The 26,860-nt window shown below is 44.9% G+C and carries 28 protein-coding genes and 1 pseudogene; 18 read left to right on the top strand and 11 right to left on the bottom strand.

Going from position 1 to position 26,860, the window contains the following annotated elements; all coding sequences use genetic code 11:
* Genes ASN18_RS13100 through ASN18_RS13085 form a run of 4 tightly spaced genes read left to right on the top strand, consistent with a single transcriptional unit; the run spans position 1 to position 3,045 of the window.
* Entirely contained in the window at positions 1-690 is a 690-nt protein-coding gene (locus ASN18_RS13100; protein WP_085053230.1) for a tetratricopeptide repeat protein, read from the top strand.
* On the top strand, positions 674-1,276 hold the full coding sequence (locus tag ASN18_RS13095) for a phospholipase D family nuclease (protein ID WP_085053229.1): 603 nt from the start codon (positions 674-676) through the stop codon (positions 1,274-1,276). Before ASN18_RS13100 ends, ASN18_RS13095 begins: the two co-directional genes overlap by 17 nt.
* Positions 1,277-1,297: 21 nt before the next feature.
* Entirely contained in the window at positions 1,298-1,861 is a 564-nt protein-coding gene (locus tag ASN18_RS13090; RefSeq protein WP_085053228.1) for an HDIG domain-containing metalloprotein, read from the top strand.
* Positions 1,846-3,045: an MFS transporter gene (locus tag ASN18_RS13085; protein ID WP_085053227.1), complete on the top strand. Its 1,200-nt coding sequence runs from the start codon at positions 1,846-1,848 to the stop codon at positions 3,043-3,045. The genes ASN18_RS13090 and ASN18_RS13085 overlap by 16 nt, the downstream gene beginning before the upstream one ends.
* Before the next feature lie 126 nt (positions 3,046-3,171).
* Here the strand turns inward: ASN18_RS13085 and ASN18_RS13080 are convergent, their stop codons facing one another.
* The 4 genes from ASN18_RS13080 to ASN18_RS13065 all read right to left on the bottom strand — a co-directional run bounded on the left by ASN18_RS13080 (position 3,172) and on the right by ASN18_RS13065 (position 7,217).
* Positions 3,172-3,375, bottom strand: a complete 204-nt coding sequence (locus ASN18_RS13080; RefSeq protein ID WP_157072994.1) for a hypothetical protein — start codon at positions 3,373-3,375, stop codon at positions 3,172-3,174.
* A gap of 92 nt (positions 3,376-3,467) precedes the next feature.
* Positions 3,468-3,851, bottom strand: a complete 384-nt coding sequence (locus ASN18_RS13075) for a response regulator transcription factor (protein WP_085053225.1) — start codon at positions 3,849-3,851, stop codon at positions 3,468-3,470.
* A 17-nt stretch (positions 3,852-3,868) separates the two neighbouring features.
* The gene (locus ASN18_RS13070; RefSeq protein WP_085053224.1) at positions 3,869-5,218 is read right to left on the bottom strand and encodes an HD domain-containing phosphohydrolase; all 1,350 of its coding nucleotides are present in this window, start codon (positions 5,216-5,218) and stop codon (positions 3,869-3,871) included.
* 28 nt (positions 5,219-5,246) lie between these two features.
* Positions 5,247-7,217 carry a cache domain-containing protein gene (locus ASN18_RS13065; protein ID WP_085053223.1) on the bottom strand — a complete coding sequence of 657 codons (1,971 nt, stop codon included), beginning with the start codon at positions 7,215-7,217 and terminating at the stop codon, positions 5,247-5,249.
* 312 nt (positions 7,218-7,529) lie between these two features.
* Between ASN18_RS13065 and clpS the strand changes: the two genes are divergently transcribed.
* The 9 genes from clpS (at position 7,530) to cobD (ending at position 16,565) form a co-directional block, all read left to right on the top strand.
* Positions 7,530-7,838 carry an ATP-dependent Clp protease adapter ClpS gene (gene clpS, locus ASN18_RS13060; protein ID WP_085053222.1) on the top strand — a complete coding sequence of 103 codons (309 nt, stop codon included), beginning with the start codon at positions 7,530-7,532 and terminating at the stop codon, positions 7,836-7,838.
* Positions 7,839-7,874: 36 nt separating this feature from the next.
* On the top strand, positions 7,875-10,139 hold the full coding sequence (clpA, locus tag ASN18_RS13055) for an ATP-dependent Clp protease ATP-binding subunit ClpA (RefSeq protein ID WP_085053254.1): 2,265 nt from the start codon (positions 7,875-7,877) through the stop codon (positions 10,137-10,139).
* On the top strand, positions 10,140-10,820 hold the full coding sequence (aat, locus tag ASN18_RS13050; RefSeq protein ID WP_085053221.1) for a leucyl/phenylalanyl-tRNA--protein transferase: 681 nt from the start codon (positions 10,140-10,142) through the stop codon (positions 10,818-10,820). It abuts the gene before it with no gap.
* A gap of 144 nt (positions 10,821-10,964) precedes the next feature.
* Complete coding sequence (locus ASN18_RS13045) at positions 10,965-11,774, top strand: Stp1/IreP family PP2C-type Ser/Thr phosphatase (protein ID WP_157072993.1); 810 nt, start codon at positions 10,965-10,967, stop codon at positions 11,772-11,774.
* A 3-nt stretch (positions 11,775-11,777) separates the two neighbouring features.
* The gene (locus ASN18_RS13040) at positions 11,778-12,500 is read left to right on the top strand and encodes an FHA domain-containing protein (RefSeq protein WP_085053219.1); all 723 of its coding nucleotides are present in this window, start codon (positions 11,778-11,780) and stop codon (positions 12,498-12,500) included.
* Between the two features lie 179 nt (positions 12,501-12,679).
* Positions 12,680-13,753, top strand: a complete 1,074-nt coding sequence (locus ASN18_RS13035; protein ID WP_085053218.1) for a type IV pilus twitching motility protein PilT — start codon at positions 12,680-12,682, stop codon at positions 13,751-13,753.
* 45 nt (positions 13,754-13,798) lie between these two features.
* Positions 13,799-14,974, top strand: a complete 1,176-nt coding sequence (locus ASN18_RS13030; RefSeq protein WP_085053217.1) for a type IV pilus twitching motility protein PilT — start codon at positions 13,799-13,801, stop codon at positions 14,972-14,974.
* A gap of 15 nt (positions 14,975-14,989) precedes the next feature.
* Positions 14,990-15,448, top strand: a complete 459-nt coding sequence (locus tag ASN18_RS13025) for a response regulator (RefSeq protein ID WP_085053216.1) — start codon at positions 14,990-14,992, stop codon at positions 15,446-15,448.
* 13 nt (positions 15,449-15,461) lie between these two features.
* Positions 15,462-16,565 carry a threonine-phosphate decarboxylase CobD gene (cobD, locus tag ASN18_RS13020; RefSeq protein ID WP_085053215.1) on the top strand — a complete coding sequence of 368 codons (1,104 nt, stop codon included), beginning with the start codon at positions 15,462-15,464 and terminating at the stop codon, positions 16,563-16,565.
* Here cobD and ASN18_RS13015 read toward each other — a convergent pair.
* Together ASN18_RS13015 and ASN18_RS13010 are read right to left on the bottom strand one after the other, a co-directional pair.
* Positions 16,562-17,878 carry a DUF3999 family protein gene (locus ASN18_RS13015; protein ID WP_085053214.1) on the bottom strand — a complete coding sequence of 439 codons (1,317 nt, stop codon included), beginning with the start codon at positions 17,876-17,878 and terminating at the stop codon, positions 16,562-16,564. The two genes, cobD and ASN18_RS13015, sit on opposite strands and share 4 nt — an antisense overlap.
* The gene (locus ASN18_RS13010) at positions 17,875-19,872 is read right to left on the bottom strand and encodes a DUF2339 domain-containing protein (protein WP_236861743.1); all 1,998 of its coding nucleotides are present in this window, start codon (positions 19,870-19,872) and stop codon (positions 17,875-17,877) included. The genes ASN18_RS13015 and ASN18_RS13010 overlap by 4 nt, the downstream gene beginning before the upstream one ends.
* A gap of 184 nt (positions 19,873-20,056) precedes the next feature.
* Here ASN18_RS13010 and ASN18_RS13005 point away from each other — a divergent pair, with 184 nt between their 5' ends.
* A complete protein-coding gene (locus tag ASN18_RS13005; protein ID WP_157072991.1) occupies positions 20,057-22,129 on the top strand; it encodes a hypothetical protein in 2,073 nt (690 codons plus the stop codon).
* Positions 22,130-22,308: 179 nt separating this feature from the next.
* Entirely contained in the window at positions 22,309-22,593 is a 285-nt protein-coding gene (locus tag ASN18_RS18085; protein WP_085053211.1) for a YgaP family membrane protein, read from the top strand.
* Between the two features lie 62 nt (positions 22,594-22,655).
* Here ASN18_RS18085 and ASN18_RS12995 read toward each other — a convergent pair whose 3' ends face one another.
* From ASN18_RS12995 to ASN18_RS17995, 5 genes and pseudogenes are all read right to left on the bottom strand, one after another.
* On the bottom strand, positions 22,656-22,997 hold the full coding sequence (locus ASN18_RS12995; protein WP_236861742.1) for an ATP synthase F0 subunit C: 342 nt from the start codon (positions 22,995-22,997) through the stop codon (positions 22,656-22,658).
* A 38-nt stretch (positions 22,998-23,035) separates the two neighbouring features.
* A complete protein-coding gene (locus ASN18_RS12990) occupies positions 23,036-24,022 on the bottom strand; it encodes a GGDEF domain-containing protein (RefSeq protein WP_236861741.1) in 987 nt (328 codons plus the stop codon).
* 16 nt (positions 24,023-24,038) lie between these two features.
* Entirely contained in the window at positions 24,039-24,362 is a 324-nt protein-coding gene (locus tag ASN18_RS12985; protein ID WP_085053209.1) for a DUF5808 domain-containing protein, read from the bottom strand.
* 22 nt (positions 24,363-24,384) lie between these two features.
* On the bottom strand, positions 24,385-24,546 hold the full coding sequence (locus tag ASN18_RS17605; protein ID WP_236861740.1) for a hypothetical protein: 162 nt from the start codon (positions 24,544-24,546) through the stop codon (positions 24,385-24,387).
* A gap of 45 nt (positions 24,547-24,591) precedes the next feature.
* Positions 24,592-24,798, bottom strand: a pseudogene (locus ASN18_RS17995) (DUF4149 domain-containing protein); the annotation flags it as partial.
* Between the two features lie 261 nt (positions 24,799-25,059).
* Here ASN18_RS17995 and rplU point away from each other — a divergent pair.
* From rplU to obgE, 3 genes are all read left to right on the top strand, one after another.
* A complete protein-coding gene (rplU, locus tag ASN18_RS12975) occupies positions 25,060-25,374 on the top strand; it encodes a 50S ribosomal protein L21 (RefSeq protein ID WP_085053207.1) in 315 nt (104 codons plus the stop codon).
* Positions 25,375-25,377: 3 nt separating this feature from the next.
* The gene (rpmA, locus tag ASN18_RS12970; protein WP_085053206.1) at positions 25,378-25,644 is read left to right on the top strand and encodes a 50S ribosomal protein L27; all 267 of its coding nucleotides are present in this window, start codon (positions 25,378-25,380) and stop codon (positions 25,642-25,644) included.
* 76 nt (positions 25,645-25,720) lie between these two features.
* Positions 25,721-26,737 carry a GTPase ObgE gene (gene obgE, locus ASN18_RS12965; RefSeq protein ID WP_085053205.1) on the top strand — a complete coding sequence of 339 codons (1,017 nt, stop codon included), beginning with the start codon at positions 25,721-25,723 and terminating at the stop codon, positions 26,735-26,737.
* The last annotated feature ends 123 nt before the right edge of the window (positions 26,738-26,860 follow it).

The raw sequence follows: 26,860 nt of genomic DNA, 5'->3' as shown, positions 1-26,860 counted from the left end.
ATGCCTAAGGCCATTAAGAAAAGACCTGTGAAACATGACATATCTAAAGGCGATCTGCCGTCCTCATACGAACACCTTAAACACTATCTCGATAAAAATAAACAGCGTTCGCAGCTCATCATTGGCGCTGCCGTTGCTCTCATCGTAATTGTGTCATTAATCGTAATTTATCAATATTATTCGCAAGGTCAGGTCTCGACATTGAACTATCGTGCGTATAATGCCTTTTATGGTCAAACATCTGCGGCAGACACAGAAAAGAGATTAAAGGCGTCTCTCGCTGACTTTCAACGCTCATATAACGAGGAAAAATCCCCTGTTTCTCTGCTTTACACTGCGGCGGCATTCATAGAACTTGGCAACATCGACGAGGCAGAGAAGACCCTGATTAAGTTTAATGATACTTTCCAGACATATGACAAGCTGCTGCCCATATCATACTACAGGCTCTTCGAGCTGTACAAGGCTAAAGGCACTGCTGATAAGGCGCTTCAGACCATTCAAAAACTCTACGCGCTGAAAACCCCGATATTCAAAGACCTGGCCCTGTTTGAGTGGGCATCGCTGCTTACCGCTTCAGGCAAGACCGATGAGGCAAAGGCAAAAATTGCGGAACTGGAAAAAGACTTCCCAATGTCTCCATATATTATGAAAAGCCCTGGCGGCACAGACAATGCTACTAAGGGCTGAGAGGCAGGTTTTAGCCGCAGCCCTGATTTTTCTGCCCATATTGACATCGGCTTATGCACTTGACGTACCGTTGAACACCACAGCCCACGTGTATTTTTCACCGCATGGAGGGGCAGCTGGGGCCATAGTCGCAGAGATCTCCAAAGCACGGTCAGAAATTCTCATTCAGGCATATTCCTTTACCTCAAAGCCAATTGCCAAGGCGCTTATTAATGCCAGCAAGTCCGGCGTGAACATAGCAATCATTATGGACAAGAGCATTATTTCAGAACACTACAGCGCCGGAGTTTTCACATATAATGCCGGGATACCGACTTATATAGATTCTATTCATAACATAGCCCATAATAAGGTTATGATTATTGACAGAGAAACCGTCATTACAGGGAGTTTCAATTTCACTAAATCGGCAGAATACGAAAACGCAGAGAATCTGCTAGTCCTGAAATCACGAGAGCTTGCCAATGTCTATATCGCTAACTGGAACTTGCACAGACAACACTCAGAAGACTACAAGGGCCAGCATTCAGAAGAAGGACACAATGGCAGGAGAGAACACTCAAAGCGTGAAAGAAATAGATATTAAACAGCGGAGGACAACAATACCATGGTCGTGATAGATGAAAAAGATGTAGATTTGTTACGCCGTTCAGGGGTGAGCGCTGACGATATTGACCACTGTGTCAAAGTGGCCAGGAAGTCCCTTGAGATTGCTGAACGCTGTGGAGGCAATATGGACATGAAACTTGTGGCACGCGGCGCCTTGTTTCATGACTTGGGTAAGGCGATAACTCACGGCATCACACATGGAAAGATAGGGGCAGAGTTAGGCAGGAAACTTGGACTGCCTGCTGCGGTTACAGACATAATGGAAAAGCACATTCGCGGCGGACTGACGCCCGCAGAGGCACAGGCGCTTGGCCTGCCTGTTAAGGACTATGCACTGTCAAACATTGTCGAAAAGGTCGTCATATACGCAGACAGGCTGGTGGATATAATATATGACGGCGTAGTCCAGCTTAAGAATGAACGCGATGCAGAAGATAGGTTCATAGAAATTCTGAGGACATACCCACAGTACGGCAAAAATGAAATAACCCTCAACAGATATATTGGTTATCACGAGGAGATTCAGGCTCTGATGAAGGGCAACCCGTGTCAGCATATGTAATACTGTGTGTTTCAGGGCTTTTTGCAATATTTAGCACTACAATGGCGAAGAGCCCGGTCTTGCCACTCTATGCGTCATACCTGGGAGTGGGGCCATCGGGCATAGGGGTTATTGCCTCAATATCTCCGCTTTCCGGTATATTGTTCAGCATCCCTGCTGGCATACTTGCTGAGAGGTACGGCAGCAGGAGGATGCTTCTTGTGTCTGCTGGTATATTTGTTACTGCCCCGCTGTGTTACCTGCTTGCTTCAAATGTCTTTTATCTGTCGGTTGTCAGATTCTACCACGGGCTTGCCACAACGATATTCGTTCCGGTGTCGATGTCTGTAATATCAAGGCTTTACGCAGACAGAAAGGGAGAGATGTTAGGGATGTTCTCAAGCTCTACGCTAATTGGGAGATTTATTGCCCCGATAGTTGGCGGTGTGGTAATCGGCCTTTTAGCATCAGACCCGCGCAGTGGTTTTAATGCCGTATATGTCATATGTGCCGCTGCCGGGGGGGTAGCAGCAATATTTTTCATAAGGCTGCCTGAGGACAGAGATGCGCACAGCAAATCACAAATCAAATCACAGAACAATTCACAGCGAGGCGATATGGCAAAGACGCTCAGGGAATTATTTACGCGCAGGGCAATACTAACAACATCGTGCGTTGAGGCGGCGGTGTCGTTTTCGTATGGGACGTTTGAGACGTTTTTACCGTTACATTTGATAAGCAAGGGTTTAGGCCCGTATGAAATTGGTGCAGTACTATCGGTTCAGATAATATCAATAGCGCTGAGTAAGCCGGTAATGGGCAGGTTTTCAGATAAGTATGGCCGCATAAATCAGATAATTGTTGGTTTGATGTTATGCGCTATATTCTCGGGACTAATACATTATGCGTACAATCTGGTATCAGGCATAGTAATAAGCATACTATTTGGTCTTTGCATATCGGTAGTAACATCGGCTGCATCGGCGCTGATAGCTGATCTCAGCCACAAGGAGCAGTTAAGCTCGTCGATGGGGATATTTGCGTCGGTTATGGACATAGGACATACGGCTGGGCCGCTTGCATCAGGGATAGTTGCCGCATACATGGGGTTAGGCAGAGTATTTCTCGTGTCGTCGTCGGTGCTGGCTGCGGCACTGATAATGTTTATGGCGTATCGTAAGATAATTAAGTGTGAGCTGAACTAATCCGATGCCAAAGTAGTCAATTTGGCTCAATATCCCTCAATATCCCTCAATATCCCTCAATATACAAGGAGACGCCGATGCTCAGGGATGGTGCTAAACAGGACAAACCGCGAGGCCGTTAGCTGTTTAAGTGCCGCCTTGCTGGTTACGCAGTTGTTGCTCAATTGCCTCAGCAATTGCAGTCAACGAACCTTTAACCGTTTTCCCCTGGGACACCACGCCAACCTCGCCGCATTCAACATTAAATCCAGCCGTTGACTCGTCAGCCCGAATCATTACAACAAAGGCCTTCCCGTTGACAGTAACCGTACTTGTTCCACTTAAAGCCATGACAATAGTATATCTGAAATACATATGATAAATCAATGTCTCTGACCAGAAAAAATATTTCAGATATTTGCAGCAGCCCCATTATACCCCTGCTATTTTTTCGCAGGGAAGAGGATTTCCCTTACCTTAGTTCTTAACTCCTTGGTACTGAATGGTTTTGTAATGAAATCATCACAGCCGCACAATTTGCCCATAGCCTTATCGCACTCCTGACCCATGGCTGTAAGAATTGCTATATGTACATCTTTCATACCAAGTTCTTTCTTGACGGTTATGCATACCGAAAAACCATCTATCTCTGGCATCACAATATCGAGGAATACGAGTTCAGGCCTCTTTTCTTTTATTATATTAAGCGCCTCTTCGCCGTTTTGGGCAGTTATAATTTCGACACCCTCATCTTCAAAGAGTTCGAGGGTTTGTTGTATGAGCCTTCTGATATGAAATTCGTCATCTGCTATAAGAATTGTTGGCATTGTTGTAGCCTCCTTTTTTAGTATTGATTCACGAGGGTTATCTTGTTATCATTCCATGCCTTTAAAAATGCGTCTACAATCTTTGGGTCAAACTGGGTGCCTTTGTATTTTTTCAATTCTTCTAAGGCATCATAGGAAGATTTAGCCTCCTCTCTGTATGGCCTTTTCGTTGTCATTGCATCAAAGGTGTCGGCAACTGCTATGATTCTGGCAAATATGTGAATATCCAAGCCCGTCGGCCCCCCCAATGGATAACTTCTGTTGTTATCGGTATAATATCTGTGGTGAAATTTAATGCCTGGAATGATGTCTTCAAATTCCTCTATGCGTGAGAGAATCTCTGCACCGTGTGTTGGGTGGAGTTTGATATGTTCAAAGTCAGCATCTGTCAGCTTGTCTTTCTTAAGCAACACATCGTCTCTGACGCCTATTTTCCCAATGTCGTGAAGAACTGATGAGAGCTTAAGCCTTTCTTTGTCCTCACAGGACATGCCAATTGTCTCCGCAATGGCAACACTGTAGTTCATCACCCGCCGTGAGTGGCCAGCGGTATAGGGGTCTCTCTTTTCAAGTGTATCCACAAGAGTGTATACCATTTTAATAACAGCTTCCTCAAGAGATTTGTAAAGTCTCGCATTGTCTATAGTAACAGCCGCCTGAAATACCAATGTGCTGAAAAGTTTAAGGTCAGCCGCAGTGTAGTTGTATGGCTCTATGGTACTTGCGGTTGCAATACCAAGCGTCTTTTCATTTGTTTTTATGGGTGTGTATATTAGGGAGCTTATAGTGCCTGCCGCCTTTTCGAATCTGGAATCAGATTTGCAGTCGTTAATTATATCAGCCTTACCGGAGGACATAAGACTTTCAGCAATCTCTATTAGCGCCCCTACCGGTGTGCCGTATTCGTCTATTAACTTAAGTGAGCCGGTTTTTTCGTTTATAAGCATGACAGACACATTGTTAGCACAAATCCGATCCAACACGTATCGTATAAGATAGTTCGCTATCTCCTTGACATTAAGTCTGTTAAATCGTTCCACAAATTCATAAAGTGTTTTGAGTTCATCGTATTTAGCAAGTGTCTCGTCAGTCATCATCCGAATCTGTATCTCAGCTCCTATAACTTGATTAAGTAACGAGGCAATTACTGCAATCTGATTGACATTCTGTCCATAGACCAACCCCACAATCTGACTATTGGCCTTTATAGGCAGGCGGTTTGTCATATTGTTGCAGTCAGCTCCATAGAGAATATTGCCATAATTGTCCTTTATGCAGAAATTCACTCCCATAGAATTGTTAAGCCCATTTATCAGCTCATTCACATCAGGTTTATCGATAAGTTTTTTTAAGTTAAAAGCAATCATTTTACCCCCTGTTTGATATTAGTATTTATCATATTAAATCCTGATTGGTCTGTTTTACAGGCAGCGTAAATGAAAATGTACTTCCTTTTCCTTGCGTAGTCTCAACCCATATCCTGCCCCTGTGGTGTTCGATGATTTCTTTACAGATAGAAAGCCCAAGACCTGTGCCTGTCGGCTTATCTGTAAGGGTGTCTCCCAGTTGTTCGAATTTCTCAAAAACCTTCTTCTGTTTTTCTATGGGTATCCCCATCCCCTGGTCTGCAACTGATATGGTGAGATGTTTCTCATTGTCATTGTAATCAGCCTTTAGGATTATATCGCCATCTGTACTAAACTTCAGGGCATTTGAAATCAGGTTTAATATCACCTGAAGAATTCTGTTAAAGTCACAAATAGTGTCGGGTATGCTTTCACAGATGACCTTTAAAGCATCTTTTCTCTGTTCAGGCAAGACTGTCATTTTAGTTGCATAGTTAAGTAAGTGTTTCATATTAACAATATCTTCTTTCCAGACCATCTTTCCAGCCTCCATTTTTACAATATCTAAAACATCTGTTGTTAATGAGGTGAGCCGCCTGCCTTCCGATATTATGGTGTCAATATTATCTTTTATGCGATCTACTGAGCGCTCCACTTTTTTATCAGCCATATTAACGTGTGGTAACACAGTCTCTTCAAAGGATTCCTTTATCATCTCAGCAAACCCAAGCACTGACGTCAAAGGTGTCCTAATTTCGTGTGATACGTTTGATATGAATTCTGTTTTTTTCCCGTTGAGGATTTTAAGTTTATCGTTCGCTGTCTGAAGCGTCTCGAAATGTAAAAAAACGTCTGATAAAATCATTCTTAAAAAAAATAAAAACCCTGTTATAAGCAAGAGCACTGTCCAGGTATTTGTCAGGATGCGTTCGACAAGACTATTTATAATGTTTTGCGGTTCATTTACATACACAGAGGCGCAGATATACCACCCGAATGGTTTATAAAATAACACCCACATAATCTTGTCATGAACATAGTGTCCAGGATCTTTTGGGCTGTCCCATTTATACCGCAGACCGTCCGGGTTATCCGCAACGGCAGTAAGTTCTTCATATAGAGACTTTTTCGTAACAGGGTCAATGTAAAGCTCCATATTTGTCAGCTCCATGGTCTTTTCTGGATGGACGAGTAAAGATGCCGCTGGCTTAACATTTCTTGAGGTAAAGATAAAGATGTTAACCAGGTTTTCTACATTCGAATCCCTCAATGTTTGGCGTAATCTGTTGGTAGCATCTGTCATTATTGAATTAACGGCCTTTTCGATGTCATCTATGCATACACCAGTTACAACAATCCATTTTTGTTTGGGAAGGTACTTGTAATATGTTAGCTTTTCCACTGATTTGTTATCTGTGTTACGTCTTTTCCACTTATAGATCTGGTATCCTTCACCATCTCGTAAGGCAGACTCAACCATATTTGGCATTATGTGTTTACCTGTGTAGTCATCATATGAACAATCATAATCCATAAGCTTTGGGTCTGGGCTAGCAAGTATTTCCGAATTATTATCGAATATAAAGATATAATCTTTATTTCCATAATTGAAACTGCTGATTGTCTCAAGTATCTTTTTTTCGATAGTGACTTGGGATAAGCCGTTAGCCTGCCCCTCCATTATGTTAATGTAGCTTTCTGCCAACATTACAACAGATTTAACTTCACTTACCTTTGTTTGAATAGCCGAATCTTTGTATGATTGGAAATTCTTGTCAATCAAGTGTACTATCTCGTACACATTTCTTAGTACAGTTTTTACTGATGATTTTTTGATTTCAAAGACTTCCTTCTTTACAACGGACTGAGAAAACAAATATATACTGGTAACATGTATGGCAATCATGATAATAATTCCAAATATGATAGAGTAGCGATTTATTGAGAGTGTGACAGTATATTCTTTAAGGAGTTTTTTACGAAAAAAGTCTACAAAATCCCTGCCTTTTTTATTAATCATCTATGACCATGCCTTTAACACTGCTATAAGCAGACCTACATGTCTGCGCGCATATAATCGCAATATTTGTGCCAGACATGTTGTCATTGTAAGTGCTTGTTATTACGCTATAATTATCCTATCTGTCGTTTTGAAGTATCTCATAATATGGGAATCCGCACCCACTTATATGGAATTGGATACCGCTAAGGTCTGTCATATTGCATAAACTGCCCGCATTTCGGGACTGTACAGATAGTAAAAAAGGGCGGGTAACGGCGGCGATTAATTTAACGCTTTACTTTAGGTTATGTTTTTTTGAATAATAGTACTATGTCTGAAAGAAAATTCAGAGAACTGTTTGAGGATATGACGTCAAGCAAGCTGAAGCTGCCGCCGATGTTCAAAGTATATCTGCTCAATGACGACTATACAACGATGGATTTTGTTGTTACCGTGCTGGAGACGATATTTCACAAGACCGCAGCCGAGGCGACACAGATAATGCTGCATGTGCATAAGCAAGGCTCAGGGCTTTGCGGTGTTTATACGAAAGATATTGCCGAGACAAAGGTGGTCCGCGTACGCGAGCTGGCCGAAAAAAACGATTTCCCCCTAATGTGCATGATGGAAGAGGAATAGCCATGTTATCGAAACGGGGCAACTGTGGGACAAAATATGATAAATAAAGAACTTGAAATCAGCCTTGAGGCAACAATCAGAGAGGCCAAGGGCAGACACCACGAGTATCTGTCAATAGAGCATATACTGTTTGCAGTACTGCACGACGAAAAAGGTATAGAAATCATAACAAGCTGCGGCGGCAGTGTGGATAAGTTAAAACTCATGCTGAGGGATTTTTTTGGAGAGAAGATACCGAAAATCTCAGAGGACAAGGATGAGTTCCCGCAGCCTACAGTGGGTTTTCACAGGGTCTTACAGCGAGCGCTCATGCACATACAGTCCTCCGGCAAGGTGGAGGTTGACGCAGGGGACCTGCTGGCATCGATTTTTATAGAGACCGATTCCTATGCGGTCTTTTTCCTGAAAAAAGAAAATATTACCAAACTGGATGTCCTCAACTACATATCACACGGCATATCGAAGGTAAGCCCATCGTCAGAGGAGCAGCAACAGGAAAATGGTGACCATGATGATACCGGCCCTGCTGTAAAGCCCCAGCACCAGCCGATAAAACAATTTACGGTAAACCTGATAGACAAGGCATCAAAAGGAGACATAGACCCCATAGTGGGCAGAGAGCCTGAGCTGCAGCGCATGATACAAATCCTAAGCCGCCGCAAGAAAAACAACCCCGTATTCGTAGGTGAACCCGGTGTGGGTAAAACTGCTATTGTCGAAGGGCTTGCCCTTAAGATATATAAGCAGGAGGTGCCAGTGTCGCTGAGTACCACTAAATTGTATCTGCTGGATATGGGCGGGCTGATAGCAGGGACTAAGTTTCGCGGTGAGTTTGAGGCACGCCTGAAGGCAACAATTGAATCGCTGAAAAAGATGAAAAATGCTATCCTGTTCATAGATGAAATCCACACGGTTATCGGGGCGGGCGCCACAAGCGGCGGTTCGCTGGACGCCTCAAACATCCTGAAGCCAGCCCTTAACTCAGGCAAACTCCGCTGCATCGGGGCAACCACATATGAAGAGTACAAGAATTATTTCGACAAGGACAGGGCGCTCTCCCGCCGGTTCCAGAAAATTGAACTGGCCGAACCCTCCATCGACGAGACCTATAAAATATTAAGCGGACTGAAATCCAGTTATGAGAAATTCCATAATGTGAAATATACGTCAAAGGCGCTAAGGGCTGCCTCTGAGCTGTCAGCGAAATATATTAATGACAAATATCTGCCAGATAAGGCAATAGACGTAATCGATGAGGCAGGGGCATATATGAAGCTCAACTCCCCGGACCATCACACGGTCGGGCCGCTTGAGATAGAACGGGTAGTCTCGAAAATTGCAAAAATCCCTGTCAGGAGCGTTACCACCTCAGAGGCAGATAAGTTAAAAACACTTGAGGCACGCCTCAAAAGCAAGGTCTTCGGGCAGGACGGCGCTATCAACTCTCTCGTAACTGCGATAAAACGCTCGCGCGCCGGGCTTGGCGCTATTGACAAACCAACCGGTTCATTTCTCTTTACCGGCCCTACGGGTGTGGGGAAAACTGAGATAGCAAAGCAGTTAGCCGAGGCGCTGGGGATAAGTTTCCTGCGCTTTGATATGAGCGAGTACATGGAAAAGCACACGGTTGCAAGGCTCATCGGCGCCCCTCCGGGCTATGTGGGATTTGACCAGGGCGGGCTTCTCACTGACACCGTTAGGAAGACCCCGTACTGTGTTGTCCTGTTTGACGAAATAGAAAAGGCACACCCCGATGTGTTTAACATCCTGCTTCAAATAATGGACTACGCAACCCTGACAGACAACAACGGGAAAAAGGCTGATTTTCGCAATGTCATAGTGATTATGACCTCAAACGCGGGTTCTCAGGAAATGGACAAAAACGCAATCGGCTTTGGTGATAGAACCAAAGATACTGCGTCCAAAGGAAAAGACGCATTAAGTAAGATATTCAGCCCCGAGTTCAGAAACCGCCTCGACGACACACTACACTTTAACCCATTAAACCACGAAATCATGCTCCTTGTGGTGGATAAGTTCATAGGGGAACTCGTTGGTCAGCTCCACAAGAAAAAAGTATCGATAGATGTTTCTGACGAACTCAGGCAGCGGCTTGCTGAAAAAGGCTATGACAGGCGCTACGGAGCGCGTCCTCTGGGCAGGGTAATCCAGACTGAGATAAAAACCCCCCTCTCTGAGGAGATACTCTTTGGCAGGCTTCAAAAGGGCGGCAAGGTTTCAATTGATATAAATGCCGGTAAGATTGACTTCACATACGAGATACAATCGGAAAACAGGTAAGTGCCAGTCTTTGAGCTTTCAGAAGAGCTGCTCTTCCCCCCTCCTGAACTGGCCGAAGACGACGGGCTGCTGGCAATAGGCGGCGACCTCAGCCTTGAGCGGCTGATAGTGGCGTATCAGATGGGGATATTCCCGTGGTACATGGACTACCACCCAATCCTGTGGTGGTCGCCAGACCCAAGACTAGTGTTGTTCCCCTGTGAGTTCGTGCTGTCGCGGAGTATGCGTCAGACGATAAACAAAAAGCTATTCGAGATAACCTTTGACCGGGCATTTGTCGATGTAATGCTAAACTGTGCAGAGGTAAAAAGAAGAGACTGCAATGGCACATGGATAAATGAAGACATGCTTGCGGCCTATACTGCTCTGCACGAGCAGGGCTTTGCGCATTCGGTTGAGAGCTGGTCAGAGGGAAGGCTTGTAGGGGGGCTGTATGGTGTGGCGCTTGGAGGGGCTTTTTTTGGAGAGTCTATGTTCGCGCTAAAGTCCAATGCCTCTAAGGCGGCGGTTGCCGCATTGGTAAATAAACTTGACGACTGGGGTTTTTTGTTTATCGATTGTCAGGTTGTAACACAGCACTTGCTATCACTTGGGGCAAGGGAAATCCCCCGGAGAGACTTTATGGCCCTTTTACGGGCAGCGCTAAAACTACCCACACGTGCTGTCAAATGGTCTTACTGAATAACTTGAGAAGGCAATAATATATTAGGTGTTAAATTTATACTTATAATACTAGCTTAAAATGCCTTAATATTAGTTGTATAATGCGGTCAATTCTGATATAATGTGTGTGGATTATGATATGTGGTGTGGTACGATAAAGCTATGAAAAGTAAAATGAGAATAATAGCTGATGGGCAGACGGACAAGGGCATGAAAAGGCCAAAGAACGAGGACAACTTTGTCGTTGAGCTGGGAGCCGGGGTATTTGTTGTAGCAGATGGCGTAGGCGGTTCGGCGTGCGGGGAGGTAGCAAGTAAGATGGCTGTCGATATAATCGGAGGTTATTTCAGAAATGTTGACAACGCAAATTCAGCTCAACATGATGGACAAGCCACATCCGCAAGTAGCGAGATAACTATGGCCATCAAGCAAGCTAACGACCATATATATAACACGGCAAAGGATGACCCAAAACTAAGCGGCATGGCAACTACAGTAGTGGCCGCCGCCTTATGCGGTGACAGGTTGAGCATCGCGCACGCAGGAGACAGCAGGCTGTACCTCATCAGGGGCAACACCATAGAGCAGCTCACCGATGACCACTCCCTTGTTGCCGAGCAAATCCGCAAGGGCATGATGACAAAGGAGGAGGCTCACGAAGTTGGCATGAGAAACGTTATCACGCAGTCGCTGGGCTTTACGCCTGATATAGATGTTGATGTTGAGGAGATGACCGTATATGATGGAGACGCGTTACTGTTGTGTTCAGACGGGCTTTATACAATGGTGCCAGATACGGCAATCCTGCACACCGTAAGGTCATCAGTTGACCCCAAACGCGTCTGCGAGAGACTTGTTTATCTGGCAAACAAAAAGGGCGGACGAGACAATATAACGGTGATTGTCGCATATATTTATAAGAAAAAGATATTTTCATTTATATATGATTTCATAAAATGGATAAGGAGGTAATCAATGGCTAAGATATTGCTAAAATTCAAAGAAGCTGCCCTGAAAGAAATACCGCTTGACAAAGAGGTCATAACCATTGGAAGAAAGGCAACAAACGACATACATGTGGACAATCTTGCGGTATCCGGGGCGCACGCAAGGATATTTAAGAAAGGGGACCAATTTTATATAGAAGACCTAAGCAGCCTCAACGGGACTTTTGTAAACGGCAAGAAGATTTCTGTATGCACCCTTACAGACACTGACGTAATCATAATAGGTAAACATACGCTTAATTTTGTCTCTGAGGCACAGCCTAAAAAACAAGCCGAACAAACTAAGGACAAGGATTTAATGGATGAAACTATTATGATTGACGCAAAGCTAAAGGACGAGATACTCGCCAAGGCGCCAAAATCCGAGGCCGGAAAGGTAGAGCAAAAAGATATACTTGGAGGGTTTGTCGTTATTGAAGGCTCAACAGAGAAAAAGGAATACGAAGTAACTGACAGAATCAGCACAATAGGCAAAGACCAGAACTCACTGATAAAGCTCAAGGGTTTCTTTGCGCCCAAGGTGGCCGCCCTGATAAACAGAAAAAAAGACGGCTACACAATCAGCTCTTCAACCGGCGGCAAAGGGATAAGGGTAAATGGCAGGGATATCGAAGGCCAGCATAAACTCCATGAAGGGGATGTGGTTGAAGTGTCCGGCCTCAAGCTACAATTTTACATAAAAGAAAACTAAAGGGCAGCCTATTGTTAAGTAACCTTTGCCGGAACTTCTTTAGGACTGCCTGATTAGTCAAGTCCCCATGAATTCAATCAACGGTTACTGCATTTGACAAAATCTATTATAGTTTGCTAAACTTCCTTCTGAATGGTTCGTTCCGTAATAATTTACAAATTAGTTAGGGGAGGGTTAATGTGGCGAAGATAGATGCGTTTTTTAAATTAATGAACGAACAAGGCGCTTCAGACTTGCACATGGTTGCTGGGTCACAGCCAATTTTACGTATTCGCGGTGAGATGGAGCGCGTAAAGTATAAAGAACTGGATAACGACGAGCTGAAGTCCATGCTCTATGAGATAGCGCCCGAGGAAAAAATAAAGGTTTATGAGGAATCGGGAGACATTGACTTTGCCTATGAGGTGCCTGGGCTTGGCAGATACAGGGCTAACTTTTTTCAGCAGAAATGGGGTGTAGGTTCGGTTTTCAGGTTAATCCCAAGCAAGATTGCAACTATTGAGGACCTTAATATCCCATCTGTATGTAAGAAGTTTGCAACACTGCAAAAAGGCCTTGTCCTCGTTACCGGCCCAACCGGCAGCGGTAAATCGACAACCCTTGCGGCAATAATCGACTACGCAAATAAGATACGTAAAGACCACATCCTCACAATCGAAGACCCCATAGAATTTGTCCATAAAAGTCAGAGCTGCATAGTCAACCACCGTGAGGTCGGCCTTCATACAAAGTCCTTTGCGGCTGCCCTCAGAGGGGCGCTTCGTGAAGACCCCGATATAATACTCGTTGGAGAAATGAGAGACCTTGAGACGATTCAACTGGCCCTTGAGGCTGCCTCAACCGGACATCTTGTCTTTGGAACCCTTCATACGCAAAGCGCTACAAAGACCGTAGACAGGGTAGTAGATGTGTTTCCAGCAAATCAGCAGGCACAAATACGCACCACACTGTCAGAGGCACTAAAAGGGGTTGTTGCACAGAATCTCTTTAGAAGAATAGATAAAAAAGGTAGGGTAGCGGTGCTTGAAATACTTATCATAACCTATGCCGCTGCCAACCTTATTAGAGAGGCCAAGACCCCGCAGCTTGCCTCGGTAATGCAGACAGGAAAAAAGCTCGGTATGCAGACCCTTGATGACGCTATTTTGGACTTACTGCAAAAGGGCTGGGTGTCACCAGAGGAATCATACGAAAAGGCCATCGATAAGAAGCGCTTTATCCCATTTCTTAAGGAACCGCCGCCTGATTTTTAGTCTGACTTATATGACCTGTTTAAAGAGATTTGAGGAGATAGAACTGTGACAAAAAACGATATTGATTCGATATTATCCACAATGCTTGAAAGTGCAGCCAATGTATCTGACCTGAACCTGACAGTCGGTAAACCGCCGCAGGTAGAGGCAGCCGGGCAGCTCATGCCTGTAGAGTTTGAAGACCAGTCGTTGAAATCACTGACTCCATTTCAGACCGAGGTCTTTGCCCTGCATCTTATCAACTCAGACAGGAGACTACTGGAAAATCTGACAAGGCAAGGCTCTTGCGATCTATCATATGCCCTGCCGGGAAAGGCCAGATTCAGAGTAAATGTTTTCTCGCAGCGCGGCACATATTCCATCGTCTTAAGAAAACTCGAGACCCGCATCCCTACCCTTGCCGACCTGAGAGTCCCAAAGGTGCTAGGTATGATTGCCGAAGAGAAAAACGGTCTCGTCCTTGTCACCGGCGCAACCGGAAGCGGTAAGTCATCGACACTTGCAGCGGTACTAAATCTCATCAACGAACAAAAGGCCGTTCACGTCTTAACGCTTGAGGACCCTGTTGAGTACATGCACCCGCACAAGAAGTCTACATTTAACCAGAGGGAAATGGGGGTTGATTTCGACACCTTTGCAAGCGGGCTGAGGGCAGCCCTGAGGCAGGCGCCAAAGGTCATCCTTGTTGGTGAAATGAGAGACCGAGAGACTGTGGAAATTGGCCTTTCGGCAGCAGAAACCGGTCATCTTGTCCTTGCCACCTTGCATACAATCGATGCCGGTCAGACGATTAACAGGATAATCGGCATGTTCGACAAGGACGAAGAGGTGCTGCTTCGTCATCGGCTTTCAGATACAGTCAGATGGATAGTGAGCCAGAGGCTTCTGCCCAAAGTCGGAGGCGGAAGGGTTGCCGCTATTGAGATATTAAAGACCAATCTGCGTGTTAAGGACACTGTGACAAACGGTGAGTCGGAGGGGAAGACTTATTATGAAATCATTGACTCTGGTGACAACTACGGGATGCAAACCTTTGACAAGTCCATAATAAACCTCTACAAGGCAGGGCTGATAAACGAAGAGACCGCGCTTGCCTATTCAACAAGGAAGGCTATCGTAGGCAGGGGGCTGGATATGGTAAAAAGCTCCAAGGGTGAAAAGACTACAGACATCGAGGGCCTGAGCATAGATAAAGACTATGCAAAAAAGGCTAAAAAATAGACAGGAGGCCGGGAAATGCCAGCCGATACAAATGAAAACATAGATGAAAAGACCGCATTGATCTGCGATGACAGCAAGGACAGGCAGGAAGAAGCAGCAGAGTCACTGGACGACCTTGGCTATAAAGTTCAGACAGCAGAATCTCCAGATGATGCATATGAAAGGGTGAAACATAACCAGTTTGATATAATATATCTCCATGCAAATTTTGGAGGCGGCAACCCAGAAAGCAACGAAGTCCTCGAGTTCATCCAGTCAATGCCCATGTCGGCAAGAAGAAAGATATTTGTTGTCCTTGCCGGGGCAAGTTACACCACCAATGACAATATGAAAGCCTACTCAGAGAGCGCCAATGTCGTGATAAACGAGGCCGACATGAGGGAATTCAAGCAGGTTCTAAAAAAATCAGTCACGGCCAACAATATGTTTTATAAGGTATATAACGAAATGCTTCGTGCAGTAGGCAAGGCATAGCCTTTCTTCAGAAGTGTTAAAGAATGCGCACCATGCCGCCGGGCAGTCCGCTCCGGGTCACGGGGGGGATGTTTACAGCCTTGCCACTGACCTTCGGACTCATGAAAGAAAGATACTGGATTTCAGCGCGTCGGTAAACCCGCTTGGCACATCTAAAAAGGTGAAGGCCGCTATCAGAAAAACCCTGAAATTGCTGCCCGGCTACCCTGACCCAAATTGCACACTACTGCGCCGCCACATATCAAAAAAATCAGGGGTGCCGGACAAAAATATATTGTGCGGCAATGGAAGTACTGAACTGATATATCTTATCGCACGGGCTGTCAAACCAGCAAAGGCGCTCATCGCTGTACCGGCATTCTCAGAGTACGAAAGGGCATTGTCGGTAAATGGCGTAAAGGCAATAACATTGTTTCCAATCGAAGAAAAAGACGATTTTCAATTAAATATCGAAGCCTTCATTGAGCAGATGATAGATGCTGACATTGCCTTTGTCAGCAATCCCAACACCCCAACCGGACATGTACTAAGCACAGATGCTGTGTTGTCTATAGTAAGGCATGCTGAACTTGCGAACTGTTATATTGTCATAGACGAGGCATTCTTAGATTTTGTGCCGCAGGAGACCGTTGGGGCTGAAGTATGTAATAACCCGCGCCTACTGGTGCTGAGGTCGCTGACAAAGTTCTACGCCATCTCTGGCCTGAGACTTGGGGCATTGTTCTTTCACGATGAACTCTCATCTGCCCTTACCGCTAACAAAGAACCCTGGTCGGTAAACACGCTTGCACAGAGGGCTGGGGTTGCCGCTCTTAACGACAGGGCATACGAGGCGGAGACATTTAAGTATCTGAAGAAGGAAAAGGTCTACATGGAAAAAATGCTGCGAAAACTTGAGATTAACTTCTTTCCCTCTAATATAAATTTTTATCTGGTAAAAGACGAAAGAGCGCCGCTTCTCTATGAAGAGCTGAGAAAGCGGGGGATTCTCCTCAGAGACTGCTCAAACTTCCACGGCTTAAGCGGCAAGTACCTGAGAATAGCCGTAAAGAGCCACAGAGAAAACGCCCTGCTTTTTAAAAATATCTCATCGATTCTTAGAAAAAATAATCGTTAATCAATTTTTGATCTGCCGGGTGCGGTTGTCAGACGGTATATCCAGTATCCAGCCAGCACCACCAGCAAAATAACAACGATTCTCAGGGCAGTCTTCCCGATTTGCTGGTTACTTAACGACTGCACAAAGGCAGGATTAGGCATCAGAGTGCCAGCCTTGAGCGTTTCATATTGAATCTTATACCAGCTTTCCTGGCTTATGAAGGAAGACAGGTCATAGTCCGGTCTCACGGCTGACGGGTTTCCTATGTACATATTCACAGGCACACCGTCATTCAGGGCCACGAAAAATAAGTATTTCCTTACCCATTGAAACGTAATATCCTTAATATCAAGCGGCGGATTGTTGCGGTTTTCTATCTCAATCCGGTAGTGTTGATGCCTTTCCGATTTGAACTCAATAAAGTTTTTGGTTTGATATGCAGGGTAGGCATAGATGTTTAAATAGCCGACAAGCGGTATGAACTGGTTCTCAGCGCCGCTTCCACTGACCATTACCCTGCGATTATAGTATGGATTGGTCACATTGAAGTATATCCTGTTAAATGGCAGCGCGGCCTCGATGGTTATGACCGTGTTCTTAGTTGTCTGTGCCTTGAATCCAGTGAAGGTGATGTTATCATATACGGTTGTAATATCCGGCGTGGTGGTGGTTAGGGCGGTTACAGAGTTTATCTTAAGTTTTTTAACAGTATCTTCGTTGACAGTGAGATTAAGCCCCTCGTAGGTGAGGTTGATTTTTTTCTGCTGCTCGTTGGGTTCAGACAGCTTTAAGCGGTAGTAGGGAAAGTCAGCCCTCTTGAAGTGAATGGAGGTCTTTCTAAGGTCAACCTGTGAGGAGAAATCATAGAGGCTGTCCTCGGTTAGTACCTGCCAGTGTTTTTGGTCTGTGCTGCCATAGAGGACGGCATTTTTCTGAAAATCACGGGCCTCGGTGCTGACTTTTATAGCGGTTATGGGCTTTGCGGCATCCGGCATCTTCATAGTTATCTCTACAGAGGTACCCTTGACGGAGTAATCGGTTATTTTAAGCGTATAAGTTTCTACGGGCTGCCCGGGTGAGATATCATTGAGGATTATATATGGGACTTCGCCAGTGCCCACAGATTCAATTAGGCGGAGGTCTTTACAGTTTTGGGCGCATTTTTGCAAGATTTCAGTCGTCAGGTGTACCCTGTAGAGAGTTCCCTTTTTTAGTGTACCGGCAATGGGGGCAATGTACTGGAGGGCCTTATCAGGGGCCGCGCTGACATCTTGTCCCATGTTTAGAATGGCGGTTAAAATGACGGCGAAAATGATTAGCAGCTTTTTCATCTGGGAACACCTCCATCAGGTGTTTTTTCAGCATCGCCTTGTGTGCTGAGGGTACCGGCGTCATCTTTTGTCACAATTGCGGCGAATATCCTGTCTTTATACTTATGGTAGGCAAATGATGTCCCCACAAGTATCAGGCCAAGCACAATGGATGAAAATATCCTGTACGGCGTGCTGACGTTAGACATATCAAACGCAAACACCTTTACGACCGTTATGCCAAAAAGTACAAACGCAGTATTTCTTACCGGTCTGGAATTCTTTATAAACCCGACACACATAAGAGAAACAGAAAAAACGGCATACAACACTGATAAGGCTGCAAACTGCGCCGCCCTCAGATATGTATAGAAAAATGCCCCGGTCTCGACATTTAACACGATAAAAAGCAGACAGCCAAATATGACATACACGGCACTTCTCACAAGCCTATGCAGTGAATTGACTGGTGGAGCGCTGGCGTTTTTCCTCAATATCGAGGCAAACACATACACTGCGGCCAGTAAAAACACTGACGTAATCCAGCGTTGCGCAAGCATCCACGTGAATCCATTTAATATGAAAAATGTGTCAAGTTCGACCTTGAACACACGGTGATAGTCGTAAAACAGGAACTTGAATAACGAAAGCCCCAGTACCGCAAACGCACCGTAAAGCAGGGACTTACGGGCGAGTTTTACGCTTATCCACAGGTAGGCAAGCCCCTGAACCGCCCAAAATATCGTAATCCAGTGCCTGGAAAACAATATCGGCACTGTTATGGACAAAAATAATGCCGCCTCTGCTATGAGCAGCACAAAGGCGCTCTCACCTGCCTTGCCCTTCTTGTACAAGTATGACGCCATCCAGAGAAACACTACCGAGTACAGCAGTGTAACGATAGACGTCAATTCCGCCGCCCCGTATCTATGTATCATATGGTAACTGTAAGCAAAGGCAATAAGGGCATTGGGTGCAGTCAGGGCAAACCCCTTCAGCTTGCCTGTCTCAGCATGGAATAGACCATAAACAAAAGGAATCAGGCTGTATATGAGAAAAAATATATTTATAAATATTAAACCCGGCCAAAATTTCTCCATATTGAATCCGAAAATAAACCAAATACTAAACGCCAGATAAGTAAATATAAAACCAAGTACATTTAGGAGGTGCCACCGCTTGTAGAAGGCCACACTAAGCAGACCAAGATTGAGGAGTGTTATATAAGAAAAGAGCGCCACATGGTCTCCACTTCCCCTGTGGAGTAAAAACGGTGTGAGAAATCCCCCAACCAGGGCAAGCACCGAAAGCCACTTCGTATCATACACGATGGACATCGACGAGGCAAGTATGGTTATCATCACCATCACTGCAAACGACACCGGCGCGCTGAACAGGTGATACAACTGAAACGCGGCAAACGCGGCAAAATACGATACCGCTATCCCGCCTCCAAATAAATACAGGCCGAATACCTTATATCCCTTTTTCCTGAATATATCCCCAAAGGCCATCATTGCAATACCGGCTGTATAGGAGACCGCTACGCGCCCCTCCGGTCCAATCCACCCACGCTCGAACGAGTATTTAAGGAAATACGCAACGCCAAACACAATGGCCATGATGCCGACAATCAATAGCCACTTCTGACCGAGGCGAACCTCCATCTCCGGCATCTTAGGGCGCAATGTAGATATTTGATCATGTTTGGGGTCAGGCTTAGGGGGCTGCTCTGTGTGAGCATCAGGCGTAATAGCCGGTGTAGGTTTAGGTACCTGCGGCCTATAATCATGCGCAAGGTCATGGTCTATCACGTCAGCGAACTTGTTTAGCTTCTTACCAAGGCGCTCTATGCTTTGGCCTATTTGGTTATTTGCGTCGATAAGGTTTTGTAGATTGCCTTTGATATCGAAATAGAAATCGAGTTTAACGGCCTCATCCCCTGTGTATATGTAACCACAGTATGAACAGGCCTTCGGCGAGACAACAGGCTTTGCACATGCCGGACATTTCATAGCCGACATCTCTCGCAACGGTCCACATTAGTAAGCCATAAATTCATCAACGCCATGTACTATCATAGCATTTATCTTAAGTTAAATCCTATACATTTATTGTGAGGTAGACACCGGAGAGTGAGATTTTGTATAATTTATGTAAATGTATTCAGCCAACAATCGTTATGAGGGCAAAGAGCAGGTGGTGAGACTGTTGTTGTCTTTGGCATTGTCTGTAATTATTTCCCTTAACACAGCGTATGCCCAGGAAGACCTGCTTTCGGCTGTCAAAAGGGTCAGAAACGACGTGAAAAATACCGCAACAAATGCCTCAAATCTAAACGAGCGGCTGGTCATTTTTTTTCAGTGGCAGAGGCTTCTCTTTGAAAAGGGTATTGACGTAAGCAAGGCCGTTGATAAGGAACGTGCCCTAAAAATAGAAGAGACTGCCAAGACCAATCCCCAGCAGGCATTTAAGATAATAGACAAGGCATATGCCGACCTTGAGCAGCACTTCGGCAAAGCAGAACTAACCGCCGCGCCGCAGCCGCGCCCAGAAATGAGACCGGAAATGAAATCAGATACGCGCCCAGACCAGCTCAACCAGCCGCCAATAGCCCACAGCTCAGTCCCTGCTGCAGCGCCACACATTGACGCGCAGACCATTAAGGCCGTCCGCAGCGAGGTAAAGTCCACACCGACTAACGAACACAATGTGCAGTCCCGCGCCTCTGTTCTTAACGGCTGGGCGGCAGCGCTCAAGAAAACAAACCCTGACTCCCAAAAAATCTACCCCGCCGAGACTGCCACTGTCATAAGGGCATATATCAACGAAGACCCTAAGAAGGCCGCCGCCATTGTTGACCGTGTCTTTGGCGATCTTGAAAAACTCGAAAGCGGCACTAAACACGCTACGCCAAAAACTCAGATGAATAAAAAAAATGTTGAATTACAAATAGCGCCAAACACAGAAAAAGTAAAAATAACAGAAGGCCTCCCCGCCTCACAAAGCGGTCGCACTGTGGCAGGCTTTTCAACGGCGTTTAATGCCCGTACAGCCGACGTAAAAAACGGTGTAGTCGAACTTGAATTCACAGACACACCGCTTTACATCGAGCCGCTCTCAGAGGCGAGTTGTACGCCAAACGCTGCCAATTCGCCATTTGTCCTTATCTCGCCGGAAATAGAAGTCCTCCTTGACAGGAACTCGCAAAAATACGCGGGCCGGTACTCACAGGAACTTGGCCTTAGGTGGATAAGATTTTTGGGTGCAACGGGGTTGAACTACATGGTCTATAAGTCCGGTGGCAAGGACTTTGCCTCTGGTGACGCTTATCTTGACCAGTTGAAATCCCTCTACGACGATGCCTCTGCAAAGGGGCTAAATGTCATCACCACAATTCACCCCGGTTCTTCTCCATCAGCCTCCAACCCACAGGCCGGTGGCCTCGGCAGGCTTACGTTTACAGACAAAGACGTAAAAGACTACACAGAGTTCTTAAAGGCCGCTATTACCAAGCTCCCAAAGGTAAAATACTTCTTCGTCGAGACAGAGGCCGACTATAAGTTTGACCCCAGGGACTATGCCCTTGCCCTGTCTGCCACGTATAAAACCATCAAGACTGTCTGCCCTGATTGTAAGATAATAACCGCCGGGTACGTAAACCCCGAACGCTCATACTACAAAGAGGTGCTGGACAACCTGGTCATAATGAAGACGGCAAAGGCGTTTGACATCTTTGACATGTGGCATCCCTTTGGTACATTAAATGTCTATAAAGGACCAGAGATGGAGCCTGAGAAGATAAAGGCAGAATTCGACAAATCAGCAAGGCTTCTAAAGAGCTACGGCTACGAAGACGTACCCATTTGGATAGGTGAGACAAGCTACCCAAGCGGCTCACACAATCCCTATGAAACCGGCTTTTCAGAACGAAGACAGGCCGCTGACCTCATCACCAGATATCTTAGCGCCATATCTGCGGGCGTGAAAAAGGTTCTCTGGACAAACATCTACGACCATAACAAGTTCGCTGGAAACTTCAGCTATTACGACTATACGGGATTTATCAATAATCCAAAAAACGGGGGGGCATTCACTAAGAAGCTCTCATACTATGCATATGCGATGCTGATAGAAAAATTTAAGTGTCTGGATGAGCCGGTGATTACCCGCATGGTGCTAAAAAAAGGTATAGAAGGGTATAAAATCCAGGGGAGAAACGGCCAAATCCTCTATGTCCTGTGGTCAAATCCTGACCAGGAGACTAAGTAGGGTCTGCCCATAACTCAGCTAGCAGAGAGTTTTGAAAGCCCAAATGTCATGCTGCCAAACGGAGAGTGTCATCACCGGAAAAAAATATCACTTGATAAAATAGTTGCTTCCATTTATAATATAAATGAGAGGGAGGGCTATGGTGCAAACTGTGAACAGGCAAGAGGAGGGTTCAGGCAATGGTAAACATGGTAAACAAAGAGGAAGCCGACAGCATCATTACTAAAGGTACACATAGTTTTAAACCACAGCACAAGACTTTTATAAAAAGTTGTTGTCTTCACACTTACGTACTTATTAGCAGGATTATACTGGGAACTCTTTTGATAGCAATAGGCGTGTATTTTAAGAGTTGGCAGGGGGCTATAACTGTAATACCTATTGCCAGCGGGTTTATAGGCATTTGCTTGATACACAAAATATTGGGTTTGTCGGTTTATGGTTCAGCGTGTAAGCTGGAGTAATGTTTACTGCCGTTGAATGTATCCCCTCGCCACCGTTTATTTCAAGTTATTTCAAGTTATATTCAGAAGAACATCTTCTGGCTTACCAGAAGCCCTAAGCATAACAAGAAGGCGTAAATGCACAGTGATTCAATCATAGCAAGACCTACGATTAATGTAGAAGTTATTTTCTGACATACCTGAGGGTTCCTTGCGATACTGTTACATGCGGCAAATAAACCAATAGCCTGAGCGATAGAAGAGCCGAATGCTGCTAAACTGATTCCTATGACTGCTCCTGTAGCCGTCAGTCCTCTATCAGTAATAGATATAGTTATCGCAGGATTTTCAGCGTACAAAACAGCAGCGGGTAGTGTTAAAAAGGCTAAAGTGAGCGTCAGCACAAATTTTCGCTTAGACATCATCAGACCCCTCCTTTGTTTTTTCATGCCAATGATATCTGCTATTCATCACATTTTGATATTTTATCTTTTGTCAACTTTGCCTTATACAATGCACGCTGTGCCTTATTGAGTAATTCCTCCAATGACTCATCATGATGCAGTGTCGTAATACCAATTGAAAGTGAAGTATGCAAGTGATGGGATGTGAAATCCTTAGTCCCTAAACCATTAACGAAACGGGTTAGTACCATTTCAGCATTTTCTAATGAGGTGTTAGGCATGTACAAGATAAACTCATCTGTACCGTAGCGTCCAACAACATCTATACCCCTTATGCAGCTACGCAGCTCTGCGGCAAGCTCCTTATATAGGTTATTTGCCGTCTCAATACCATAAACACTCATCACATCTTTGAAATTATCCATGTCCATTATTGCTACAGTAAGCGGAATCTGCATTCTTTTACTCTTAGTGGCCTCATCTTTTAATCTATTGTGAAAGTAGAGATAATACAAAAGGCCTGTATGAGGATCAATAGTGCGTGTTTCTTTCATGCAATTATCCATCACTTCCTTTCGTATTGCTTCGGAACATACCGTTGCCATTGCGATAAGAAACATACTTAGTTCATCTGTAATTTCTTCTTTTTTATCAAAGTACAAGGCTAAGAAGCCTATTGCACGGCTTTCAGTAGAAATCCTCAACACTACAGCCATCTCATAGTCGTGCTCAAGGAAAATGTCCTTGTAATCGCTTTCACTTTCTCCTTTGATTACAACAGCAAGCTCGTCATGGTAGAATATCCTCCCTACTAAATCTGTACCAATGCCTCGTCTATAAGTCCGCGAAAACTGTTCTGAGATGTTGTACCTGTTTTTTATTTCGAGGTAGTCGTTGGTTCGGTTCTTTTCTACAAGCACCGCAGAAGTTATACCTAAAGAATCCTTCAGTCCATAGATTATTTGATGAATAGTATGGGCAGAATACTCCTGGTTGTGTAACTCTTTAATTGCCAAATACAGTCCTCTGCTCATTTCCCTCGTCATGTCTACCTCCATTTGCTTAGTCAGTCTCTGCAAACTTATTATAACATATTAGTAAGCGTTTAAAATAACCCCTCACATTTTGACATCCAGCTAATGCCCTGCAGTGCCAAAGACAATCACTCCTAATAATAAGCATCGGTATCACAAGCATCGGTATCAGGAATGAAAGGAGCATCGCCCATGCACCTTTCGTATTCCCTAAGTTAAAAGTCCAACCCAACGCAGGGGTTCGCTTTGGAACTAACCATCTTGTGTCCTTCTTTGAAAAATAGAAGCCGGGTGATGTCCAATTGTCCTGGTTCTCCCACTCAGATTCATTTATTTTGTCTATCTCACTCATTTATGAAGCCTCAAATCGTTACTCAAAACCTTTGCGATATAACTATCAATGCTATACCATCGGCGAGGATAATCAGATTGAGGAGTACAGAAATCTGGTGAAGTCTTTTAAATTTCTTTCGTAGTAAACCCTCATCGACGGTATCTGGCATAGATTTATCGAAGGAATGAACTTTTGCTTTCACTTTCTTAACTTGCGGATGAATGACTGTAAAGTTTAACATGCTGAATATAAAAGCTGAAACAAGCAGGCATAGTATAATTGTTTGTAATCGCATCAAGGGCCATGACAGAGTTAAGAGGTATGACAAGAGAGATAAGGCAGAAACACCAACAACAAAGGGAAAATACACAGGAAATAAATAACCCACGATAGAACCTGCTGCATCTCTGGTGTTATTTTTAAAAATAACAGGTGTTACTATAATGGAAAACATAAACATTCCACCCACCCATAAAGCAAGCAAAAGACTATATATTGTGTAAATAAAACTTCTCATAACTCACTGTAATATTGTGACATACCTCACCCCCTGCAATATATTGTACCGTATCGGTTCAGCATAAAACAAGAACAATTAAATTTGTGTCAAGCCGAAATAGAAATGTAATTTGACAAATAGATATAATTTATGCTTTCATATAAGTTCTAGTATGATTTAATGAGAGCTTAATCACGTTAAGGAGGCCAGTACACGATGTACGCGATAATAGAAATGGGCGGCAAGCAGCACAGGGTTACAAGCAACGAGATTCTCAAGGTAGAAAAGATTGCTGGCAACGACGGCGACTCTATCACAATTGATAAGGTACTGTTGCTTTATAAAGATGAAAAGTTATCAGTAGGCAAACCATACGTGGAAGGGGCACAGGTAAAGGCCCTGCTGGTCAGTGGCGGCAGAGACAAGAAAGTCGAGGTGTTTAAGATGAAACCCCGAAAGGCCCACAGAAAGCACATCGTCCACAGGCAGCCATATACAAAGATAAAGATTGAAGAGATAATCGGAGGTTAGACCGTGGCACACAAAAAAGGTGTTGGAAGCACAAGAAACGGAAGAGACAGCAAGGCAAAACGTCTGGGTATTAAGAGATACGGCGGTCAGGCCGTCACCGCAGGCAGCATTCTTGTCAGGCAGCGCGGGACTCAGTTTCACCCCGGTTCAAATGTCGGCATAGGGTCAGACGATACGTTGTTCTCAAAAATCGACGGCGTAGTTAAGTTTGAGAGAAAGGACAAAACAAGACAGAAAATAAGCGTATATCCCCTAGCGGTTCAAGCCTGAGACTTAAATTATGTATTAACGGGGGGTGTCATACTCCCCGTTTTTATAATAACTCATCACAAACAATGACTACACTATGAAGTTCGTTGACTATGTGACTATTTATGCGAAGGCCGGTCATGGCGGAAGGGGATGTATCAGCTTTCTCAGGGAAAAATACAAACCAAAGGGCGGCCCGGACGGCGGTGACGGCGGCAAGGGCGCAGATATAGTCTTCAAGGCCGACATACAGTTAAATACCCTCCTTGACCATAGATATAAGAGACACTATAAGGGTAGAAACGGCGGTCACGGCAAGGGCAGTAACATGCACGGCGCAGACGGCGAAGACCTCATAATTAAGGTTCCCACCGGTACGGTTATTAAAAATGCTGACACTGGGGAGGTCATTGCAGACCTTACCACAGATTCTGCCGAGGCCGTTGTATTAAAAGGGGGAAGGGGGGGCAAGGGCAATGCCCACTTTAAAAGCTCAACATATCAGGCGCCGAAGTTTGCCCAGCCCGGCGAGGACGGCGAAGAATCCCGCCTTGTCCTCGAGTTAAAGCTAATAGCAGACGCCGGACTTATTGGGATGCCCAATGCCGGTAAGTCCACACTGATTGCTGCAATCTCTGCAGCAAGGCCAAAAATTGGACCATATCCATTTACCACTCTTGTGCCCAACCTTGGCGTTGTGAAGCTGAGAGATTATATGAGTTTTACAGTGGCCGACATACCGGGAATCATCGAAGGGGCGCACGATGGGGCAGGGCTTGGACTACAGTTCCTGCGCCATGCTGAGAGAACCTCGCTGCTGCTTCATCTGGTAGACATCTCTGAACATATTGAAGACTGCCCTGTCGATATTCTTGAGTTAATAAATCGGGAACTTGGTTTTTACGATGAGGCACTTGTCTCTAAAGAACAAGTCGTCGTAGGCACAAAACTTGATATCGCAGGCGATGGGCAGCGGCTGGATACATTAAGACAATACTGTGCTGAACGTGGTATGCCTTTTTTCGCGGTCTCAGCTGCAGCTCACCAGGGGCTTGAGGAGCTGGTAAGTTACGTCTCTGACAGACTTATACATTTGAAAAAAAGAGAATTATAACTGGACAGACAGCCCCGCCCCATTGCCAAAAAAGCTGTTCCGCCAAAATGATAATGTCCTAAAGTGCCAAAGTAGAAATGTCCTAAAGAGAGGCTATACTAACGTTCGAGAGAAAGGAGGTAT

The sequence above is a fragment of the Candidatus Magnetominusculus xianensis genome, assembly GCA_001541255.1.
Classification (GTDB): domain Bacteria; phylum Nitrospirota; class Thermodesulfovibrionia; order Thermodesulfovibrionales; family Magnetobacteriaceae; genus Magnetominusculus; species Magnetominusculus xianensis.
Note: the sequence above shows the minus strand (reverse complement) of the source record. Positions and strands in the feature narration are given on the sequence as shown.